Origin of the sequence: Streptomyces netropsis, assembly GCF_014203545.1 — a bacterium.
GTDB lineage: Bacteria > Actinomycetota > Actinomycetes > Streptomycetales > Streptomycetaceae > Streptomyces > Streptomyces netropsis.
On the sequence record NZ_JACHJG010000008.1, the window covers coordinates 345,944 to 366,522 of the forward strand.

A 20,579-nucleotide genomic window follows, 5' to 3' on the forward strand; every position below is an offset into this window, starting at 1 on the left:
CTCCCGCGCCCGACCGGAACGCCTTACCGACAGGGGTCACTGGCCGTTCGTGCTGCGGAGTCGGGCCTCCAGACCGTCGAGGACGCGCTGGAGCCCGTAGTCGAAGTTGTCCTCACGGATCTGCCGCGGGTCCTTGCCGTGCTGCACGGCCTGCCCCTCCGGCAACCGCAGGCGCTCCTGCGAGGTCCGCAGGCTCTTCACGAACTCCTGCTCGCTCTTGCCGCTGCGGGCGATCAGTGACAGATACGCGGCCTCGCTGGTCGCCATCCCGATGACGTACGCGATGAGCGTGCTCATGGCCTGGTCGGCCTCGTCCGGGGCGAAGCCCGCGGACTTGAAGACGGCGAGCATGCGCTCCGACATCCGCATCACGTTCGGCCCCAGATGGGCGAGGCCGACCTGCCCAAGCACGGAGGCGACCCAGGGGTGCCGCAGGGCCATCGACCGCAGACTGGCACCGCTGCGGCCCGCGGCCGAACGCCAGCCCGCCGCTTCATCGGCGGCCGGCACCTCGAGCTCGCCGTACACCTCGTCCACGACCAGCTCGATCAGCTCGTCCTTGTTGGCCACGTGCCGGTAGAGCGACGTGGCCCCGGCGCCCAGCCGGGTGCCCAGGCGCCGCATGCTCAGGGCCTCGAGCCCCTCGGCGTCCAGCAGTGCCACGGCCTCGGAGACGATCTGCTCCCGGCTCAGCTGCTCCCGCTGACGGCGCGGACGGGTCCACACCGAAGCGATCGGCTGCTCATCGGCTGACATACGGCTTCCTCTTCCCTGTCGGTCCCGCTCCCCGCCGACCCTAGCGCACAGCGTGCGCATTATGCGTACGCCAGCCCCATGGAACCCTTGCGCACACCGTTCCTTGCTGCGCACAGTGCGCGTATCGGACGGAACCCGGGCGAGCCCGGGGCAGGATCCTCAGGCGGCGCCGGCGTGGGATCTCATGCCCCGCTCGGCGGGTCCGTACGGCAGGATCTGCGCCACCGCCGCCGACGTGGCCCGGTTGGCGTGGATGCGCCACGACGGCAGTACGGCGCCGGACGGAACCCGCGCGCCGGCCGCCCAGACCGTCCGGCGATGCGGCACCGCGAGATCGACGTCCCCGACGGCACCGGCTGCTGCTGCATCGGCATGCGCGCCGCGCCGAAGGTCGCGTAGCCGAACAGCCGTCCGGCGTCTCCCCGTTCCCACGCCGACGGCCGGACGCCCCAGGAGCCGGCCGGGCGCCGCACCCCTACCCGTAGTACTCCAGAGCTACGCCGAAGGTGCACTCCCCGGCGGGACGCCGACCACTCGGCGCGATCCATAACTTCGGTACCGGAAACACACAGGACATCCGGTACGGAAGGACCCACTCCATGGCGTTCCGCCCGCGCGGCAGCCGCCCGCGCCGCACCCTGCTCGCCGTGCTCGTCGCCGCCTCGGTGGCGGTGCCGGTGGCGGGGGCGGCCCGCCCCGCGGCCGTCCCGGCCCCCGCCCCGGCCCTCCTCGCCCCGATGACGGCCGCGACGCCCGCCGCACTCGACGAGCGGTACGCCGTCAACCGCGACGGCATCCGGGCGGCCGAGCGGATGGCCGCGGACCACGGCGACCGGAAACGGGCCGCGGTGCTGCGCGCCATGACGGAACCGACGCGTCACTTCCTCTCCTTCGACGGCCGCGACGGCGGCCGCACCACCGAGGTCCTCGGCGACCTGTCCCGGGCCGAGCGGATAGCCGTGCTGGTACCGGGCTCGGACACCAACCTCGACACGTACGGGCGCTTGCGGGCCGGCGCCGTCGCGCTGCGGCAGCAGTTGGGCGACGGGTCCGCCGTCATCGCCTGGCTCGGCTACGAGACACCGGGCACGGTGAGTCCCGAGGCGATGACGCCGGGGCGGGCCGACGAGGCGGTCCCTCACCTTCGGCGCTTCATCGTCGAGTTGCGTGCGGCGAAGCCCACGGCCCGGACTTCGCTGCTCTGCCACTCCTACGGTTCGGTCGTCTGTGCCCGCGGCGCGTCGGGCCTGCGGGTCGACGACATCGTCCTGTACGGCAGCCCCGGCACCGGCACGGACCACGTCGGCCGACTGCACAGCCGGGCCACCGTCTGGGCGGGCCGGGGCTCCGACGACTGGATCGCCGCCGTGCCCCATGCCCGGCTCCGACTGCCCTTCGTCACCGTCGGCTTCGGAACCGACCCGGTCACGAAGGAATTCGGTGCCCGCACCTTCGACGCGGGGACCGGCGGCCACAGCGACTATCTGAAGCCCGGTTCCGTCCCCCTGAAGAACATCGCCCGGATCGTCTCCGGACAGACACGTTCCGTGGAGGGCCGTCATGCGTGATCTCGTCCGGCGGATCGAGGCCGCCACCCCGCCCGACCGCGACCGCGGCGTCGACGCCCTGCGTGCCCTGGCCATCCTCGGCGTGGTGCTCGGTCACTGGCTGGTGACCGCCCTGGTCTCCGACAGCGGGACGGTACGCGGCATCAGCCCCCTGCACTACATTCCCCACCTCACCCCCGTCTCCTGGGTGTTCCAGACGCTCGCCGTCTTCTTCCTGGTGGGCGGGTACGTAGGGGCCCGGAGTCATGCCCGCGCCCGCGCCCGGGGGGCGACGTACCGGCAGTGGATCGGCGCGCGGATGGGCCGGCTGTTCAGGCCGGTCGCCGCCGTACTGACGCTGTGGGCGGTGGTGGCGGGCACCATGCTGACGTCGGGGGCCGGTTTCGGGACCGTGCACGCCCTCTGCAAACTGGTCGTGTCGCCCCTCTGGTTCCTGTTGGTCTTCGCGGTGCTGACGGCGACGACCCCCGTAACCGCCCGGCTTCACCCGTTGTGGCCCCTGGCCGTCGTGCTGGCCGTCGACGTGTTCCGGTTCGGCTTCGACGGTCCCGAACCGCTCGGCTGGTTCAACGTGGCGGCAGGCTGGATGGTCCCGTACTGCCTGGGGGCGCTCTGGGCACGGCGCGGGCTGCCGCGGCGGCCCGCGACCGGTCGGTGGCTGCTCGTCGGCGGTGCGGCAACGACCTGCGGTCTCGTCCTCTTCGCCGGTTACCCGGCTTCGATGGTCGGCGTGCCCGGCGCCCGGATCTCCAACCTCAACCCGCCCACCCTCGCCGCCGTCACCTTCGGCCTCGCCCAGAGCGGGGCGGCCCTGCTGCTGCTCGGCCCGCTGCGCCGGGTGTTGCGGCGGCCGGCGGTGTGGGCGGCCGTGGCGCTGGCGAACCTCTCCGCGATGACGGTCTTCCTGTGGCACCAGACCGCGATGATCGCGGTCACCGCCCTCGGTCTGCTCACCGGCAGCGCCCTGCCCGGCCTGCACACCGTCCCCGACGGGACCGGCTGGGTCTTCGCCCGGCTCGCCTGGCTGCCGGTGTTCGCGGTGGCGCTGCTGGTGTGCTGGGCGGCGTTCCGTACCTACGAGCAAGGGCGGCCGCGAAGAGACAGCCGGGTCGTGCGCGAAGGGCGCCCCGCGCGGGAGACGGTGGTGCGCGGTGCCTAAAGTGGATCTTGTACAGGGGGAGAACATGACGAAGTGGCCGAAGGGCATACGGGCGGCGGCGCGCGCCCTGCGCGAGGACCTGTGGACGGCGGCCCCCGACCCGCTGTCCCACCCGCGACGGCCGGGCTGGCTGGAATGGCGGCCCGCGCTCGCCGTGCCCTTGGTGCTGGCGGCGGGCATGCTGATGATCCTCAACACGAACGACTACGCCTTCGACTACCAGTTGGGTACGGACTTCGGCCTTCTTCTCGCCGGCGTCCAGTCGGTGGCCCTCGTCGTCGCGATGTACCGGCCGATCCCGGCCTGGTGGGCCACGACGCTCGTCACGTTCGTGGCCGCCCGGTCCCTGACCGACAGCAGATTTCCCACTCCTTTCCCGTGGACCGCCGGCGGGCTCGGTGTGCAGGCCGGGGTGTTGTTCCTGGTGGCGTTGCGGGTCCGCCTCCGGGCCTCGGTCACGGTACTGGTGATCAGTTCACTGTCGGGGCTGGTCTGCCTGATGCACGCCCCACAGACGAGCTACTACCAGAACGCCGACGTGGCCATCCCGGTCTTCGTCGCCGCGACGGCGATCGGCGCCGCGCTGCGCGGCCGCGCGGTGGCCCGTACGCGCCTGGTCGAGCAGGAGGAGCTCACCGCGGAGGAGCGGGCCCGGCGCACCCTCCTGGAGGAACGCAACCGGATCGCCCGTGAGCTGCACGACGTCGTCGCGCACCACATGTCGGTCATCTCCATCCAGGCGCAGGTCGCCCCGCACCTGGTCGAGAACCCGTCCGAGGAACTGAAGGAGAATCTCGCGGGCATCCGCGAGAACGCCGTCGAGGCACTCACCGAACTGCGGCAGGTGCTCGGTGTGCTGCGCTCCGAGGACCCGCTCTCGGGGACCGTGCGACACGCCCCGCAGCCCACCCTGGACCGGCTGGACGACCTGTTCGGCAACGTACGCGGCGCCGGGCTCACGGTCACCCGCCGCACCAGCGGAGAGCCGCTTCCGCTGTCGCCGGGCGTCGAGCTGTCGGCGTTCCGCATCGTGCAGGAGGCGCTCAGCAACGCGATACGGCACGCGCCCGGAGCCGAGGTGCGGGTGGAGATCGGGTACCGCCCCGCCGGGGTCACCGTGCGGATCACCAACACCGCGCCGGACCGGCCCGCACCGGCCTCGCCGGGCGCGGGCCACGGCCTGCTCGGCATGCGCGAGCGCACTGCCATGCTGGGCGGCGAACTGGCCACCGGCCCCACCCCGGACGGCGGCTGGGAAGTGACCGCTCTCCTGCCCGCGCAGCCCCCTGCCGCACCCACCGACCCTGCTGAGGACACCCCATGACGACCATCCGCGTGCTGATCGCCGACGACCAGATGATGGTCCGCCAGGGCTTCACAGTGCTGCTCAATGCCGAGCCCGGCATCGAGGTCGTCGGGCAGGCCGTGGACGGTCTCGACGCCGTGGCCAAAGTCGCCGAACTGGATCCGGACGTCGTCCTGATGGACATACGGATGCCCGGGCTCGGCGGCATCGAGGCGACGCGCCTCATCACCGAACCGGCCGGCGCCACCGTGAAGGTCCTCGTCCTGACCACCTTCGACCTCGACGAGTACGTGTACGAGGCGCTGCGCGCGGGCGCGTCCGGGTTCCTTCTGAAGGACGCCTCCGCCGCCGAACTCGCCCAGGCGGTACGGGTGGTGGCGGACGGCGACGCCCTGCTCGCCCCGAACATCACCAAGCGTCTCATCGCCGAGTTCTCCCGGATGAGCGGCGCTCCCCGCGCCCCGCTCAAGGAGCGCGTCGGCGACCTGACGGAACGCGAGACGGAGGTCCTGTCCCTGATCGCGCAGGGCCTGTCGAACGCGGAGATCGCCAAGCGGCTGGTGGTGGCGGAGCAGACCGTGAAGACGCATGTCAGCCGGATCCTGCTCAAGCTGGGCCTGCGCGACCGTACCCAGGCGGCCGTCTTCGCCTACGAGACGGGGCTGGTGCGCCCGGCCGGGTATTGAGCGCTACGGCGTGTGGCAGACGGCTTCGACGTTGTTGCCGTCGGGATCGCGGACGAAGGCTCCGTAGTAGGACGCGTGGTACCGGGGCCAAAGCTGCGGGGCGTGCAGGGACTCGGCTCCGGCGGAGACGGCGGCGGCGTGGAACGCGTCGACCGCCGCGCGATCGGCCGCGGCGAAGGCGAGATGCACCTCACGGGCCGGTCCGTCCTCGGTGGCGGGGACGAGCCAGAGGGAGTGGCCGGTCGTTCCGAAACTGACGAATGCGCCGAACTCCTTGGTCCGCTTGCCACCGAGGGGCGCGAGGGCAGCGTCGTAGAAGCTCGCGCTGGCGGCGACGTCCTGTACCTGGATCGCGATGTGATCAAGCATGCCCTCACCCTTGCACGGCATCCGCGTGCCTGTCTCCCCGATATCCGGCGGCAGTTGGTGGTGTCGGGCACCGCGATGACGTGCCGACCGAGGCCGGTTGGGGAAGGCCGACCGGACGGTTCACGCGGTGCCGCGGTCGTACGCGTCGAGAAAGTCCAGCACGAGTGGCCCCGCGGTGGCGCGGAACTCCTCGAAGTAGGCATGCCGGGCACCGGGGATCAGCTCCAGGCGGGCGCCCGGGATGCGGCTCGCGAGCCGGGCGGCGTTCGCGGTGGGGTTGAGAAGGTCGTCGCTCCCGTGCACCACCAGTGTGGGTGCGCAGATGTCGGGCAGTGCGTCCCACGCGTCGTGCTGGTGACTTGCGGCCAGATGCCGGCGTCGGGCGTGCGGCGGCATGGAGGGGTCGCCGAGGGTGGCGTAGGGGCCGGGGTGGGTGGCCAGCCATGCCGGGGTGTACATCAGCTCGAGCAGGGCCTGACGGGCCTCGGGCCCGGGCCGGGCCAGGGACCTGCGCACCTCCTCGCCGCGTTCGATGCCGTGCGGGCCACCGGGTGACGTGCAGCCGAGTATCAGGGCGCGGATCCGCCGCGGGTGGCGGGCGGCGAGCCACTGGGCGACTCGTCCGCCCATGGAGGTGCCGTAGACGTGCGCCCGGTCGACTCCCAGATCGTCGAGCACCGCGATCACGTCCCGCGCGAAGCCTTCGGTGCTGTAGGGCTCGTCGGGTTTGTCGCTCTCGCCGGTGCCCCGGTAGTCGAAGGTGATGGTCCGGTGGGCGACGTGGAAGTCGGCACGGACGCGATCCCACCAGTGGTGGGAGTTCGCCTGACCCGCCAGCAGAACGACGGGGGTGCCGTCACCGTGGGATTGGTAGGCGATGCGGATCCCGTCAGCGCTCTTGGCGTGCGGCACGACCTGTCCTTTCGACGCGGGCTGCTGCGACGAGTATCCCCGGCCTGTGCCGGGTGTTTCGCGGCGAAACACCCACGGTGGCACGGGGACATGGCTAAGGTGAACGAGAGTCTCAAGTGACGGGGGTGGTCACGGATGTTCAGCAAGTCCTGGCTTCGGGGTGTGGTGGCAGCGCTCGTCGTGCTGGTCGCGGCACCGGGCACCGCCGACGCGTCACCGCCGGACAGAGCCCCGGTCGTGCTCTTTCCCGCGTTCCACCTCACCAAGCTCAAGGTGACCGTCGACCAGCAGACCGGGGCGCCGGAGTGTCCCCGATCGGGCAGTTTCGAGGACTGGTACGGCAACGACCACCCGAGCACCGGGTTCGACCAGGTCTGCCAGGACCGGCTGCTCACCCTTCGGTACGACGCGCATCCGTCGAAGCCGATGTCCTCGCGCTTCTCGAACCCGGCCGGGGTCGACGTCCGGATCATCGACTACGGCAAGACCGGCAGCGCGCCATTCTACGAGCCGCTCTACCGCCGGCTCGAGGCCGAGGGTTACCGACGGAACACCGACATCCGGGTCGCCGGATACGACAGCCGGCTCACCCCGGACATCGGCGGCTTCCTCGAACGGACCCGGCAGCTCGTCGAGACCACCTACCGGGACAACGGCAACCGCCGTGTACATCTCGTGGGCCACTCGAACGGGCCCGTCTACGCGCAATACCTGCTCACGCACACCACACGCGCCTGGCGGGACAAGTACATCCAGGGGTTCACCCCGATCGCGGGAAACCTCCCCGGGCAGGGGCTGACCTACTCGCTGCCCTTCACCGGGCTCAACACCCGGGACTTCAGCTATCCGACGACCGGGGAGAACGCCGCGAGCAGCGCACGCATGCACGCGAGCGCCCCGTCGACGTACATGAGTGCCGCCGACCCCGAGATCTTCGGTGATCGCGAGGTCGTCGTCCAGGACACGTCGACCGGCGTCTCCTACACGCCGAGGGACTACGCGAAGCTGTTCACCGACGCGAAGCTGCCGGTGGCCAAGGAGATCGCCGACCACTACATCGGCTTCGTCGAATTCGCCGAGGCCGGATCGTTCCCCGACGTCGACGTGTACGCCGAGAAGGGCTCCGGTCTCCCGACCGTCGTCGGAGCACGGCTGGCGGACCTGACTTCCGGACAGATCCTGGGCGGAGACCGGTTCCTGACCCGCGACGGCGACGGCAACCAGGAGGACATCACCAACGAGGCGGTGCTCGCCTGGCGGGCGATGCCTTGCCACGACTTCAGCCTCACCGACAACCCGGGCGTGGACCACTTGTCCCTGGCGAGCCACCGGAACGTGCTCGACCGGCTGGTCACCCACCTCAGGCGTTCGCCCTGACACCCGGGGGCCGCCCCCGGCCCCCGGTGTCCTCAGCTGCGGGCGGCTGCCGTGACGGCGGTCAGCAGGAGCAGCACCGGGACCAGCGCCGCCACCGTGCCGGCGCCGAGATAGAGGGCAGCGCCGCACAGGGCTCCGGTGAACATCGCGGCGAAGGAGACGACACGGCGTACGGTGGCCGGCCCGGGCGCGTCGGCGGCGAGGCCCGTGACGGTGAGGGTGAGCACGGTGGTCGTCAGATCGGGTACCGCGAGCCTGCGGACGACGGCGTTCTGCAAGCCCATGCCGCAGCCGAGGAGCGCGATGAGCACCGCTTGCGCGGCGGTCGACCTCTGGCCGGCCAACAGGGCCACCGGCAGGGCGGCCACGACGAGGACCGTGTGAGCGGCGGTGACGAGGACGAACAGCCGCCCGGCACGCGGAACACGCCGGGCGAGCCGGCCGACCGACCACGCCCCGGCCATGAACGTGCCGAGAGCCAGCAGCGACGCCCAGGCCGACAGGTTCGCACCGCCCACCAGGGCGAAGCCGAGGAAGACGACGTTGCCGGTCATGTTGGCGACGAAGACGTGGTTCAGGCCGAGGTAGCTGACGGCGTCCACCACGCCGGTGACGAACGTCAGCAGGACGAGCAGGGCCGGCAGGAGGCCGTGTTCGTTGGTGCCACCGGGGAAGAGGCCGTCGGCAGCGCGGCGCAGCACGCCTCTCATACGGTTCATACGGTCTCCTCGGCAGGGTCCCGGTACGGCACGAGCCGGGCGAGCGTACCTCCGCCGGGGCAGGAATCACCTCAGCGTCACCCCGGCCGGCGTCGCGATCCGCGTCGGGAGACACCGACGCACGCCGGTGCGATCGTTCAGCGAGCGGTGCAGTTGTCCGAGCGGGGTCGTCATGCGGTGCCGCCGTCGTGCGTGCGGTCGGCCTCCGCCCGCCATCGGGCCAGGTCGGCGCGGGCATTGGCGGTTTCGGCGTGGTCGGGTCCCAGCACTCTCAGGTAGTCGGCCATCAGCTCCTCGATGACGACGGCCGCACCGGCGGCGTCACCGGCCGTTCCCTGACACCGGGCCAGGCCACGGCGGGCGTGGAGGGTGTTGGGGTGGTCGGGGCCCAGCACCCGAAGGCTGTCGGCGAGCAGTGCCCGGTACGCGGCTGCGGCATGGGCGGCGTCGCCCGCTTCGGCCCGCCAGTGGGCGAGGTCCGAGCGGGCGGTCAGGACGGTGGGATGGTCGGGGCCCAGGACCCGTAGGTAGTCGGCCAGCAGTTCCTCGAAGCCGGTGGCGGCACCGGCCGCGTCTCCTGCCGTCCCCCGCCACCATGCCCGGCCATGACGCACGTTCAGGGTGTCGGGGTGGTCGGGGCCCAACACCCGTAGGTGGTCGGCCAACAGGTCGTCGAAGGCGGTGGCGGCACCGGCGGCGTCGCCCGCTTCGCCCCGCCAGTGGATCAGGTTGCCGCGTGTGACCAGACAGTGGAGGTGGTCGGGGCCCAGCAGTCGTAGGTAATCGGTCAGCAGTTCCTCGAAGCCGGTGGCGGCACCGGCGGCGTCGCCCGCCATGCCCCGCCACCAGGCCAGAGCGTGCCGGGTGTCCAGGGTGTCGGCGTGGTCGGGGCCCAGCAGCCGCAGTTCGTCGACCGACAGCTCCCGGTACGCGCGGGCGGCACCCGCCGCGTCCCCGGCCATGCCCCGCCACCAGGCCAGACGCCGCCGGGCCCGGAAGGCTTCGGCGTGGTCCGGGCCCCGGTGCCGGCGGGCGGTGGCGTGGAGGTCCTGGAAGTGGGTGACGGCGGCGGTGACGAGGCCGGCGTGACCGAGGCTGTCTCCGGCGCGGAAGAGCACCGTGTGCGCCTGGGGCTCCCACAGCGCGCTGGGGGCGTGGGACGTGAGGGCGGCGGCGTTGGCGCGCAGGGCCCGGGCGAGGGCGGTGTCGCGTTCGGTGTCGGGCCAGGCGACGTCCAGGGCGTCGGCGCAGGTGCGTGCCAGTGCGTCGCATGCGGCATCCGGCAAGCTCTCGCGGGTGGCGCGTTGGACGAGGGCGTGGACGCGCACCGCCTGGTGAGGTGTGCCGGGGGTGTGGTCGGCCAGGCTGAGCCGGTGCAGGCACCGCAGGGCGTCCGCCGCGTCCTCCGTGCCGATGTGGTGCCCCGGCCGGTGTCCGCCCTGGGCGGGGGTGCGTCGCGCGGCGAGGTAGGCCAGGGCCGGCGGCGAGGTCAATACGGTGGTGGGGATGCCGTTGGGGTCGAGCAGGGCGATCAGGTGCAGCATGGGGCGTGCCAGGCCGCGTGGGCGGAGCCGGTCGGCGTGCTCGACGGACAGGGCCCAGGTGGCGGCCACGGTGGCGCGGTGGGCGTCGGGCAGACCGCTGTCCTCGGGAACCAGGTCCGGTAGGGACCGGGACCGGTCGGCCAGCCGGGTGCGGTAGTCGGCGCAGCTCAGGTGGAGGTCGACCAGGTAGGTGGCCGCCTGGGCCAGTGCGAGCGGCAGACGGCCGAGGTCACGGGCGAGCGCCGTGATGTCTTCGGGGTGGTCCTGGCGGTCCTGGGCGGCGAGCTTCGCGGTGAGGTAGGCGACGGCCTCGGTGGGGGTGAACAGGCCGACGTCGATGCGGTGGCCGGGCAGCGCGGCGTCGCGGCGTCGGGTGGTGACCACCGTCCGGCCCTGTGGGTTCGCGGGGGGCCACAGCGCGAGCCGGCCGCCGAGGCCGCTCAGATCCAGGGGGTCGGCCACGTCGTCCAGCACGATCAGCCATCGGCGGTCGGTGGACTGTGCCCAGTTCAGAAAGCGGGCGGCGGCGCGCTCGGGGTCGTCGGTGCACAGGCGCCGGTCGTCGTCGGTGCCGGTCACCGCGACGGCGGCCTCGGCATAGGCGCTCAGGATCGCGGCTCTGTCGGTCGCGGTGACCCAGACCAGCAGGTCCGCGGTCCCGGTCTCCCAGGTGGTGCGGGCGTGGTGGGCGGCGAGCTGGGTCTTGCCGACTCCGCCGGTCCCGGAGAGGACGTGGCACAGCACCTCGGCGCCGCCCGTGGCGACCGTCCCGCTCAGGGCGTCGGCGGCGTCCCGGTGCTGGAAGCAGTCCGCCTGACGGGGGATGATCCCCACCGATCGCGGCCAGACGATCGGCGCCCGTGGCGGGGCGTGGTAGTCGAGGCGACCGATGGTCAGGGCCGCGATGCTGTGGTCCCGGGCGGTGATCGAGGTGGCTGCGGGGACGTTCGGGGCCGTGTTCGCGCCGGGTGCGGTCAGCCCTGTTCCGGGCCCGGCTGCGGAGGGTTTCCCAGCGTGACGTCTCCCATCACCCCGGCGGCCGCCGATCCGTGTGCGGCCCGGATGTCCACGTTCCCGCCGACGGCGAGCCCGCCGTCCCCCGCCGAGGCGGCGTTCGCCGCCCGCCCGGCCGACGCCACCAGGTCGCGCAGCCGACCGGCCACGTCGGCGCGTTCCGCGTCGCCCAGGTCCTCCAGCAGGTCCTCGAACCGGGTCTGCCAGGACGCCCCCAGAAGGACGCGCAACCGCTCGGCCTCCCGGGGGTCGGCGCCTTCGAGTTCGGCGGCCGTCCGGTCGAGACGCCCGGCGACCACCCCGCTCCCCGGCGTGCCGCCACGGTGGAAGACACCGACCACCCGCTCGCGGAACGCCGTCCAGGCGTCCGTCCCCGCCGCCGAGGCCACCGCTGCCCCGGCCGCCGAGGCCAACGCGATCAACGACTGATCCAACATGTCCCCTCCCCCGTTGTCCCCTGCTGTCCCCCCGCTGTCTCCCCGCAAGGCGACTCGGTCCTTGGAAACGAGCGTATCGGCGCGGCCGTGTCACGCACCCGTAGATGCGGGCATCGGACTTCCACCGTTCAGGGGACAGGCCTATCGTGGTCGGCAGGTAGAGCGAGGGGGACTCATTGGGTACGGGAGAAGGCTGATACCCGGTGTTCCACCACTGGGGGGGACATGTCCGACCTACTGCGTTTCGACTTGGCCGACCACGGCTCGATCATGGTGGAGGTCGACGCGGACGAGCCGGGGATAGCCAGAGCCTCGCGTGTGGGGAATCTGATCACCTCCACCACGGAGTCGTTCGAGACCGCGCTCGATCACGTACGAAGAGCGGCCGACGCCGCCCTGAACGGCTTCCGGAACATGGAGGCGCGGCCGGACGAGGTGCGGATCGACTTCGGTGTCCGTCTCAATGCCGAAGCAGGGGCGGTCATCGCGAAGACCGGCGCTGACGGGCATCTTCAGGTCTCCCTGACCTGGCGCCGGGAGGCGGCGCCCGCCGAACCGCCCGCCGGGCCGGACGGCCAGGGCTTCGACGGCCGGCAGCCGGAAAACTGACGACCCGGCGATCCGGCGTCGCGGATGCGTGAGCAAGCGGGCAACGCCATCGAACGGGCCATCGCCGTGGTCGAAGCCGGGGGCTCTTCCTCCGGTCTCGCCTTCCTCGTCGGTCCGCGCGAAGTGATCACCTGTGCGCATGTGTTGGAAACGGTGGTCCATCCGCACCCCGCCTCCTGGGTCGGGCACCGTCTCACCTTGGTCTTCCCTCTCGTGGCACCGGGCGAGCCCGTCCTCGCCGAAGTCGTCACCTGGCATCCGGTGGCCGACGACGAGTCGGGGGACGTGGCGGGACTGCGGGTGCTGAGTCCCCTGCCCCCGTCCGTACGGGCCGTGCGTCTCAGCCCCGTGACGGAGTTGTGGGACCACCCCTACCTGACCTTCGGGCTGCCCGAGGGCAGGTCCATGGGCGTGTGGAGCCGCGGCAGGCTGCTCGCCCGACAGGCGGGCGGGTGGATCCAGTTGGAGGACACCCGCACGGCGGGATTCCCCGTGGCGCGCGGGTTCAGCGGCGCGCCGGTCCACGACGTGCGGCTCGAAGCGGTCGTCGGCATGGTCGTCGCCGTCGAGACACGCGCCGAACGCCGCACCGGGTACGCCCTCCCCACGTCGGCCCTCCTCGACGCCTGGCCGGACCTGCGTTCCGCCGTCGATCCGCCCAGTCCCTATCGCGGGCTCGAGGCGTTCCGGCCGGAGGACGCCGATGTCTTCCACGGCCGGGAACGGGACGTCGACCGTCTGCACGCGTTGACGAGGTCCCACCGGGTGGTCCCGGTGGTGGGGGGATCGGGCAGCGGGAAGACCTCGCTCCTGCACGCGGGGCTGGTGCCGCGGCTCGCGCGCTCGGACACTCCGTGGGCGGTGCTCCGGCCCCGGGCGGGAACGACGGTCGGCGCGGCCCTGGCCCGTTCCCTGGCAGGACTGCTGGCACCGCCCTCCCCCAACGGCGCGCCCGACCACCGACTGGTGAGTTCCCTCGAGGAGGACATCGCCCGGGGCAGGCTGCCCGGCATCGTCGTCGGCGCCGCGGAATCACGCCAACGGGAACTGGTCCTGATCGTCGACCAGTTCGAAGAGCTCGTCATCGCCTCCACCGAGGAGGACGACCGCGTCCTCGAACAGCTCCTGTCACTGGCTGTCGGCGGGCCCTCGGCGCGTCCGGCGGTACTGCGCCTGGTGGTCGCCCTCCGCGCGGACTTCTTCGACGCCGCGCTGCGCCACCCCCTCCTGAGCCGGATGGTCACCGAACACCCGCTGCTGCTGCACCGGCTGTCCCGCGAGGACCTGCGACGGGTCATCGAGGGGCCGATCGAGCGCTGGTGGGGCATCGGTTTCGAGGCAGGGCTGGTCAGCCGCATCCTCGACGAGGTGAGCTCGGCGGTCGAGCCCTTGCCGCTGGTGCAGTTCACGTTGAGCCTGCTGTGGGAGCAGCGCAGCGCCGGCCTCATGACGCACCGGGTCTACGAGGGCTTCGGCGGCGTCACCGGGGCGCTCGCCCATGACGCGGAACGCGTCTGGTGCGACGGTCTGGAACCCGCCGAGCAGGAGGACGCACGGTGGTTGTTCACCCAATTGGTGAGACCGGACGCCTCCGGTCGGCACACGGGACGGGCGGTGGCGCTGGACGACCTCACAGCACGGCGCCAATCCGTGGCCGACCGGCTCTCGACGGCCCGCCTCCTCGTCTCGGACAAGGATCCGCAAGGCCGCTGGACCGCGAGTCTCGCCCATGACGCGCTGATCGGCGCCTGGCCCCGGCTGGCCGGCTGGGTCGCCGAGGACAGGACGTTCCGGGTGTGGCAGGAGGAGCTGAGAGGCCATATCGCCCTCTGGGAGCGCGGCGGTCGCGAACGCGGCGCGCTGCTCACCCGACGGTCCCTGCAAGCCGCTCTGCGGTGGCTCGACGAGCGGAAACCGGACCTGACCGAGCCGGAACGCTCCTACATACTGGCCGGTCGTCGTGCCAGGCGCCGCCGCGTGCTGCTACGGACATGCGGTGTCGCCCTTGCCGTCTGCCTGGTCCTGGCGCTCGTCGCCGCGGTCGTCGTGGTCGATGTGAGAGGCCGTCAGGCTGCCGATGCCCGCAGGGCCAGCGCGTCCAAGCAACTTGCCGCACGGGCGAAGGACGGTGCGACCGCACCCGATGCCGCGGGGCTGGCCGCCGTGGCCGCCTACCGGACGGAGGCGACTCCCGAGGCCTGGGAGAGTCTGCTGCTGCAGTTCTTCCGCACCCGGCACCACCGGGCTCTCCTCCCCTCTCCGGACGGGGAGGAGATGACCTACACCACGGGCTCGCGCGGACGGCTCGTCGCCGCGAGGACCAGCGAGGGGCGCGTCCTGACCTGGCGCCCGGGGAGCGGGGAGAGCGCCCGGGTGCTCGTGGACGGACGCGCCCGTGCCTTCGCCGTGTCGAAGGACGAGAGTCACCTGGCCACCGCCGTGCCCGGCGGCGAGGTCGCCCTGTGGGACGCGGGAACGCATCGGCGGGTCCGCGCGCTCCCGGTTCCCCCGGTCCAGGAGGGTGCGGGGCGCAGCATCGTCAGTCTGGCGTTCGACGCATCAGGCCGACGGTTGGTGGGCATGGCGGCCGGGGGGCTGGGCGCCGTCGTCTGGGACCTGCGCCGGGCGGACGGGGCTCCGGCGCTCATCTTGCCCGACGCCGCGGGACAGGAAAAGTTCTCCCGCGTCTGGCCGGGGACCGGAGAACGCGTGCTCACCGAGGGGAGGGCCACCGCCTCGCGCGCCTCCGGAGCCGGCGCCAATGAGGTGACCGTCTGGTCGGGCCGCCCGCCCCGCCCTGTCCACAGCACTGCTCTCACACCGGCCGACGACATGAACGACCGGGTCATGTCCTCGTCGGGAGAGCAGGCCCTCGCCTGCGAATTCGCCGACAACGTGGGGACGTGGCAGCTCACCGACCTCGTCTCCGGGCGTCACCGCACCCCGGGGTACGCATCCGAACTCGCCCCCTGCAGCCTTGAGGGGACCCAGATGCTCGAGCTCGGTGACGGTTCCCACGCCGCGGTCCTCGGAACCCAGGCAGCCGTGAGCGTACGGCCCGCTTCCGCAGCCCTCGCGGACGGACGCGACGACACCTACGAGAAGGTGGCCGAGTACGGGCTGATGTCCGCGCAGGACCGGCTGCCGCTGCCACTCGGCGGACCGCGCAACGGCATGGTCGTCACCACCACCGCCAACACCCTCGTCTCGCTCGGTGCAGACGACCGGCTGATTCCGGTGGGCCTCGACGGGTCGGCGTCGAGCCTCGTGTTGCGGGGTGACGGCCGCTACGCCGCGCTGGTCGACAAGGAGTCCCGGCTTCGGCTGTACGACCTCGGTACCGGTCGGCAGGTCGCCACCGAGTCGGCGCCGCGCGAGGCACACCTCGCCTTCGTGGGGACGTTCCTGGCCCAGAGCCGCACCGACGGCGTCGTGCTGCGCTCGCTCCCGTCCCTGCGGGAAGTGAGGCTCGTCGCCCCGTCCCGGTCGGCGGACGAGCGCGGGCGGCCACCGGCCATCGGCGCGGACTCGGCAGGTCGCCTGCTGGTGTTGCACGACGGCATGCTCACTCGGTGGGACGTCGGCAACGGCAGGAGCATCGGCCGGCCCCTGCCGGTGACGGCCTCGCGGGCGGGCGCGGGTGGGGCCCGGCCGGAGGCGGAGCTGGTTCCCCGTCCCGGCACCGGGCAGCTCGCCGTGGTCGTGCACGGCACCTCCGACGTCGGCGTCTGGGACCTCGACCGGCAGGAACGGACGAGAACGTTCGGTACAGCGGCCGGCACGACCGCGGAAAGCGCCGTCTTCAGCCCGGACGGCGACCGCCTCGCCCTCATCGATTCCCACGGTCAGACCGCGGTGCACCGGTTCGCCGACGGCGGTACGACGGGGCTCCTCCCGGGCACCGACAACAGCGACCGGCTCATCGGCTTCAGTGGCGGATATCTGGCGGCCTTCGACCGCAGGGCACGCCTCCGCGCTCTCGGCCCCGACGGCCGTCTGGCCCAAGTCGACCTGGTGGGCCCGGAGTTGCGGCAGGCGACGACGAACCTGCGGATGGGGGTCACGCGATCCGGCGAGGCCCTTCTGATCACATCCGGAAGGCAGGTCCGGTCCGTGCCCTTCGGTCCCGAGCGATGGATCAGGCATCTGTGCGCTCTGGTGGGCCGCGAGCCCACCGGAGCCGAGCGCCGGTCGTTCCCGAAGGGGAGTGACGCAGGCACGCTGTGCCCGGCACCCGACCAGAGGTGAAGCGATGAACTTGCCCCGAGCGGTCCCCGCTCTCACGCTGCTCGCCCTGTACGCCGCCACGGGGTGCGCCCCGTCCCCGGACGGGGTACGCACCCACCCGTCCTCCGCCCCGACCGGATCCCCCGAATCGGCGCCTTCCGGCTCCCGCACACCCTCCTCCGCCTCGCCGAGCGGCGAGGCGGACGACTTCGAGGCCCGGACGGTCCGCCGGCTGATGGCGGAAGCGGGGGTGAGTGACATGTTCAACGACCCGGCCGACCAGCCCGGCCCCCTGCGGGCCGTGGCCGGCAGCTGCCCCCACGTCGTGACCGACTGTCAGGTCCTCTACTTCTTCCACGGCTCCAGGAAGGTCGGTGACCTGACCACGGAGCTGGTATCGGTCAGGTCCTCGGACGGTACGACCGTCACCGTGCGCTTCCCCCAGTTCACAACAGGCGACCCCCAGTGCTGCCCGTCCGGGCGGCCGAAGGACGTCCGCTGGAGATGGGAGGGCTCGTCACTCGAGGCAGACTTCACCCTTCCGCCCGGCACGAAGTGGAACCAGCTGGACGGGAAGCCCCGTTGGTGAGGCAGCCGTCGCCGGGAGCCGGGCCACCTGCCGGTGTCGGCAGGTGCCCGGGACGGGCGCGCGGCACGCTCGCGCGGCCCGACCGGCCTCACGCCGGTGCCCCTGGCCGGCTGCCGTGGTGGGCGAGGGCCGCGTGCGGGTCACCGCCGGTGGGAGGGTGGTCGGTGTGGACCGTCGCGGCGGTCAGCCGGGGAACCGCGTGGATCAGGGCGTGTTCGGCCGCGACGGCCAGCTCGTGTGCCTGGACGACGGTCAGGTGCGACGCGACGATGATGTCGGCCTCGGCCCGCAGGGCGTGACCGATCCACCGCATCCGTACCTGCCCGGTGTCCAGCACACCGTCCACACCGCGCAGCGCGGTCTCCGCGGTGTCGACGAGGGCGGGGTCGACGGAGTCCATCAGACGCCGGTAGACCTCACGGGCCGCGTCCTTGAGGACCAGCAGGATGGCGACGGTGATCAGCAGGCCGACGATCGGATCGGCCGTCTGTCGGCCGAGCGCAGCACCACCGGCCCCCAGGAGGACGGCCAGCGAGGTGAAGCCGTCGGTCCGGGCGTGCAGACCGTCGGCCACCAGCGCGGCGGAGCCGATCCGCCGGCCGGTGCGGATGCGGTAGCGGGCGACCCACTCGTTGCCGGCGAACCCGACGAGGGCGGCCGCGGAGACCGCCCAGAGGTGGGTGAGGCCACGGGGGTTCAGCAGCCGGTCCACGGCCACATAGGCGGCCAGGCCCGCGGAAGCCGCGATGGTCGCCACGATGACGATGCCCGCCAGATCCTCGGCACGGCCGTAGCCGTAGGTGTAGCGCCGGTTCGCCGCACGCCGCCCCAGCACGAACGCGATCCCCAGCGGGACGGCGGTCAGGGCGTCGGCGGCGTTGTGGATCGTGTCGCCGAGCAGCGCCACGGATCCCGACAGGGCGACGATCACGGCCTGGACGACGGTCGTCACCCCCAGGACGGCCAGGGAGATCCACAGGGTGCGCATCCCCTCGCGGGAGGTCTCCATCGCCGCGTCGACCTTGTCGCCGGCCTCATGACGGTGCGGCGTGGCCAGGTGGGCGAGCCGGTGCCGTAGGCGGGACGCGCGGGACGGCTCCCCCTCGTGCCGGTGCCCGGAGCCGCCGCGGTCGTGGTGGTGGTCGTGGGTGCGCGTGTGCCGAAGCCCCTCCATGACATCCCACACTGGCACACCGATCCGATTGCGGCTACAGCTATCATACACCCTGTGACCAGGTGCGATTCCCTCGCAAAAGCACCACGTCGCCGCGGGCGAGGGCGACCTTGCCGAGCCCCACATGCGCGGCGGTCTGACCCGCGACGTCGCCGGAGGCCCTGGTGTGGTCCAGGATCTCCGTGAAGCCCCGGTGTGCCTCGTCGTGGCGGCCGAGCGTCAATTGAGCGTCCGCGACCCAGCGCAGCATGCACATCCGGGGCCAGGCCGCGCCGCCCGCCTCCGCGACGGACAGAGCACGTTCGAGGAAGGTCAGGGCCTGTGCGTGCGCGCCGTCCTGCAGGAGGATCTGGCCGATGCCGCGCAGCGCGTGGGCCTGTCCGTACCGGTCTCCGGCCGACTCGAAGACGGTGGCGTTGCGGTGGCAGCGCACGAGCGCGTCGTCGCGGCGGCCCTGCAGCCGGTCGAGGTACGACAGCACCCAGTCGGCGTGTGCGGCCCCGTGGTCGTCCCGGAGGGAGCGGAACATGCTCCGGGCGGAGTCCAGCATGGACCGTGCCGGGCCCCATTCCTCCTGGGTGGCGCGGTGCCGTCCCAGTCCGACCAGGAGGACCGCTTCGCCCTGGCGGTCCGCGGCGGCGCGGGCGGCGGCCAGCCCCGCCTCCTGCACCGTCCGCCAGCCGCGGTACGCCCACCGCGATGCGGATCCGTCCGGTGAACCCGGGCCTGTCCGGCAGGTCTTCGTGGATCGGCGAGCGGCGTCCGGTGCAGCCGAGCGGGAACGGACGGATCCACGACCGGGGCCTGGCGCGGTGAGGGGCGTTTTCCTACACTCCAGGCCGCCGGCCGAACGACGGACGCGCATGCAAGGACATGCGCAAGCGCACCGGATCCGACGCCACAAGGAGCCGACATGGCCTTCTCCCGCTCTCCTCGTCGCACCCTCGCCGCCGGCCTGTTCGCGGCGACCGTCATCTTCGCCTCCTGCCTCCAGACCGGCCCCGCAGGCGCCCGGCCCGCCGGTGACGCAGCCGTCGGCTTCGGCTGTGCCACCGGCGCGGGAGGCGTCAAGCTGGACACCGCGTACAACCCCGACACCAAGCGGTACGAGCTCAACGACCCCAAGCGGGGCAACCACAAGACCTACGACATGAACGGCAGCACGACGGGCACCGGCACCCTGGTCACCGACGACGACAACGTCTGGTGCGACAACGGCCCTCACCAGCGACAGGCGGACGCCGTGGCCGCCCACTACATCCACTCCGTGTTCTGGGACTACTTCCTCGACACGCACGGCCGGAAAGGCGTGCGGAACGACGGGCGGGCCGGTTGCAGCCGCGTCCACTACGGCACCGAATCCGCCTTCTACAACCTCGCCACGTCCTGCATGACCTACGGCACCGGAACCTCGACGATCCGGCACCTCACACGCGTCGACGTCGGTGCGCACGAGATGACCCACGGCGTCATCGCGGCGACCGCCAACCTCGGCTACTTCGGGGAGACCGCCGGGCTGGGCGAGGCGATCGGCGACATCTTCGCCGTGGCCGCGGAATTCCACGCCGCCAACCGTGCCGACCCCGGCGACTACCTCATCGGCGAAGACATCGACCTCTCGGGCGACGGGCTTCCCCTGCGTTACCTGGACAAGCCGTCGAGAGACGGCGCCTCCAAGGACTACTGGTACTCCGGCATCAGCCGGATACACCCGCACCATGCCTCCGGCCCCGCGAACCACTTCTTCTACCTGCTCGCCGAGGGCAGCGGGCAGAAGGTGATCAACGGCGTCTCCTACAACAGCCCGACCTACGACGGCCGCCCGGTCACCGGCATAGGACGATCCGCCGCCGAGAAGATCCTCTACAAGGCACTCAGCGAACGCATGACGTCGAACATCGACTACCACGGCGCCCGCCTGGCGACGCTGTCCGCCGCCGCCGATCTCTACGGGCAGGACAGCGCCCCGTACCGGGCGGTGGGGGCCGCGTGGACCGCGGTCAACGTCAAGTGATCCCTTCGTGCCACGAGGACGGTCACTGATGTCTGTGTATGCCGGAGGGCGGCGGCACCGGTGTGGTGCTGCCGCCCTTCGGCGTGTGTGGGGGTCGACTCCTTAGTAGGCGGAGTTGA

Annotated in this window: 18 protein-coding genes; 9 read left to right on the forward strand and 9 right to left on the reverse strand. The window is 72.2% G+C overall.

Translation table 11 applies throughout. The features are described 5' to 3' along the window. Window positions 1-36: 36 nt before the first annotated feature. Together FHS38_RS21045 and FHS38_RS21050 are read right to left on the reverse strand one after the other, a co-directional pair. On the reverse strand, window positions 37-756 hold the full coding sequence (locus FHS38_RS21045) for a TetR/AcrR family transcriptional regulator (RefSeq protein WP_184735590.1): 720 nt from the start codon (window positions 754-756) through the stop codon (window positions 37-39). 159 nt (window positions 757-915) lie between these two features. Continuing rightward, entirely contained in the window at window positions 916-1,083 is a 168-nt protein-coding gene (locus tag FHS38_RS21050; RefSeq protein ID WP_184735592.1) for a hypothetical protein, read from the reverse strand. Between the two features lie 272 nt (window positions 1,084-1,355). Between FHS38_RS21050 and FHS38_RS21055 the strand changes: the two genes are divergently transcribed. The 4 genes from FHS38_RS21055 to FHS38_RS21070 are packed head-to-tail and all read left to right on the forward strand — an operon-like array spanning window position 1,356 to window position 5,475. Continuing rightward, entirely contained in the window at window positions 1,356-2,324 is a 969-nt protein-coding gene (locus FHS38_RS21055) for an alpha/beta hydrolase (protein WP_184735593.1), read from the forward strand. Then, window positions 2,317-3,483, forward strand: coding sequence for an acyltransferase family protein (locus tag FHS38_RS21060; protein ID WP_184735595.1), 1,167 nt, complete (start codon window positions 2,317-2,319; stop codon window positions 3,481-3,483). Before FHS38_RS21055 ends, FHS38_RS21060 begins: the two co-directional genes overlap by 8 nt. Window positions 3,484-3,508: 25 nt before the next feature. Beyond that, window positions 3,509-4,807, forward strand: a complete 1,299-nt coding sequence (locus tag FHS38_RS21065) for a sensor histidine kinase (protein WP_184735597.1) — start codon at window positions 3,509-3,511, stop codon at window positions 4,805-4,807. Further along, window positions 4,804-5,475, forward strand: coding sequence for a response regulator (locus FHS38_RS21070; protein WP_184735599.1), 672 nt, complete (start codon window positions 4,804-4,806; stop codon window positions 5,473-5,475). Before FHS38_RS21065 ends, FHS38_RS21070 begins: the two co-directional genes overlap by 4 nt. A 3-nt stretch (window positions 5,476-5,478) precedes the next feature. On the opposite strand, the gene FHS38_RS21075 is transcribed toward FHS38_RS21070, so the two are convergent. Continuing rightward, window positions 5,479-5,844, reverse strand: a complete 366-nt coding sequence (locus FHS38_RS21075) for a VOC family protein (protein WP_184735601.1) — start codon at window positions 5,842-5,844, stop codon at window positions 5,479-5,481. A 120-nt stretch (window positions 5,845-5,964) separates the two neighbouring features. Next, complete coding sequence (locus FHS38_RS21080) at window positions 5,965-6,756, reverse strand: alpha/beta fold hydrolase (RefSeq protein ID WP_184735603.1); 792 nt, start codon at window positions 6,754-6,756, stop codon at window positions 5,965-5,967. 135 nt (window positions 6,757-6,891) lie between these two features. On the opposite strand from FHS38_RS21080, the gene FHS38_RS21085 reads away from it, so the two are divergent. Then, complete coding sequence (locus FHS38_RS21085; protein WP_184735605.1) at window positions 6,892-8,133, forward strand: lipase/acyltransferase domain-containing protein; 1,242 nt, start codon at window positions 6,892-6,894, stop codon at window positions 8,131-8,133. A gap of 32 nt (window positions 8,134-8,165) precedes the next feature. Here FHS38_RS21085 and FHS38_RS21090 read toward each other — a convergent pair whose 3' ends face one another. From FHS38_RS21090 to FHS38_RS21100, 3 genes are all read right to left on the reverse strand, one after another. Further along, entirely contained in the window at window positions 8,166-8,852 is a 687-nt protein-coding gene (locus FHS38_RS21090; protein ID WP_229822611.1) for a YoaK family protein, read from the reverse strand. 170 nt (window positions 8,853-9,022) lie between these two features. Further along, window positions 9,023-11,230 carry a tetratricopeptide repeat protein gene (locus tag FHS38_RS21095; RefSeq protein ID WP_184735607.1) on the reverse strand — a complete coding sequence of 736 codons (2,208 nt, stop codon included), beginning with the start codon at window positions 11,228-11,230 and terminating at the stop codon, window positions 9,023-9,025. Window positions 11,231-11,370: 140 nt separating this feature from the next. After that, the gene (locus tag FHS38_RS21100) at window positions 11,371-11,847 is read right to left on the reverse strand and encodes a hypothetical protein (RefSeq protein ID WP_184735609.1); all 477 of its coding nucleotides are present in this window, start codon (window positions 11,845-11,847) and stop codon (window positions 11,371-11,373) included. A 225-nt stretch (window positions 11,848-12,072) separates the two neighbouring features. On the opposite strand from FHS38_RS21100, the gene FHS38_RS21105 reads away from it, so the two are divergent. The 3 genes from FHS38_RS21105 to FHS38_RS21115 are packed head-to-tail and all read left to right on the forward strand — an operon-like array spanning window position 12,073 to window position 17,272. Further along, window positions 12,073-12,456, forward strand: coding sequence for a CU044_2847 family protein (locus FHS38_RS21105; protein WP_184735611.1), 384 nt, complete (start codon window positions 12,073-12,075; stop codon window positions 12,454-12,456). A 24-nt stretch (window positions 12,457-12,480) separates the two neighbouring features. After that, on the forward strand, window positions 12,481-16,704 hold the full coding sequence (locus FHS38_RS21110) for a S1 family peptidase (RefSeq protein WP_184735612.1): 4,224 nt from the start codon (window positions 12,481-12,483) through the stop codon (window positions 16,702-16,704). 4 nt (window positions 16,705-16,708) lie between these two features. Continuing rightward, the gene (locus FHS38_RS21115; RefSeq protein ID WP_184735614.1) at window positions 16,709-17,272 is read left to right on the forward strand and encodes an LppP/LprE family lipoprotein; all 564 of its coding nucleotides are present in this window, start codon (window positions 16,709-16,711) and stop codon (window positions 17,270-17,272) included. Between the two features lie 88 nt (window positions 17,273-17,360). Here the strand turns inward: FHS38_RS21115 and FHS38_RS21120 are convergent, their stop codons facing one another. Next, window positions 17,361-18,446 (reverse strand): cation diffusion facilitator family transporter, encoded by a 1,086-nt coding sequence (locus tag FHS38_RS21120; RefSeq protein ID WP_184735616.1) that lies wholly within the window; start codon window positions 18,444-18,446, stop codon window positions 17,361-17,363. Between the two features lie 43 nt (window positions 18,447-18,489). After that, on the reverse strand, window positions 18,490-19,116 hold the full coding sequence (locus FHS38_RS21125) for a tetratricopeptide repeat protein (RefSeq protein ID WP_184735618.1): 627 nt from the start codon (window positions 19,114-19,116) through the stop codon (window positions 18,490-18,492). Between the two features lie 243 nt (window positions 19,117-19,359). Here FHS38_RS21125 and FHS38_RS21130 point away from each other — a divergent pair, with 243 nt between their 5' ends. Then, on the forward strand, window positions 19,360-20,460 hold the full coding sequence (locus FHS38_RS21130; RefSeq protein ID WP_184735620.1) for a M4 family metallopeptidase: 1,101 nt from the start codon (window positions 19,360-19,362) through the stop codon (window positions 20,458-20,460). Window positions 20,461-20,579: the final 119 nt, after the last annotated feature.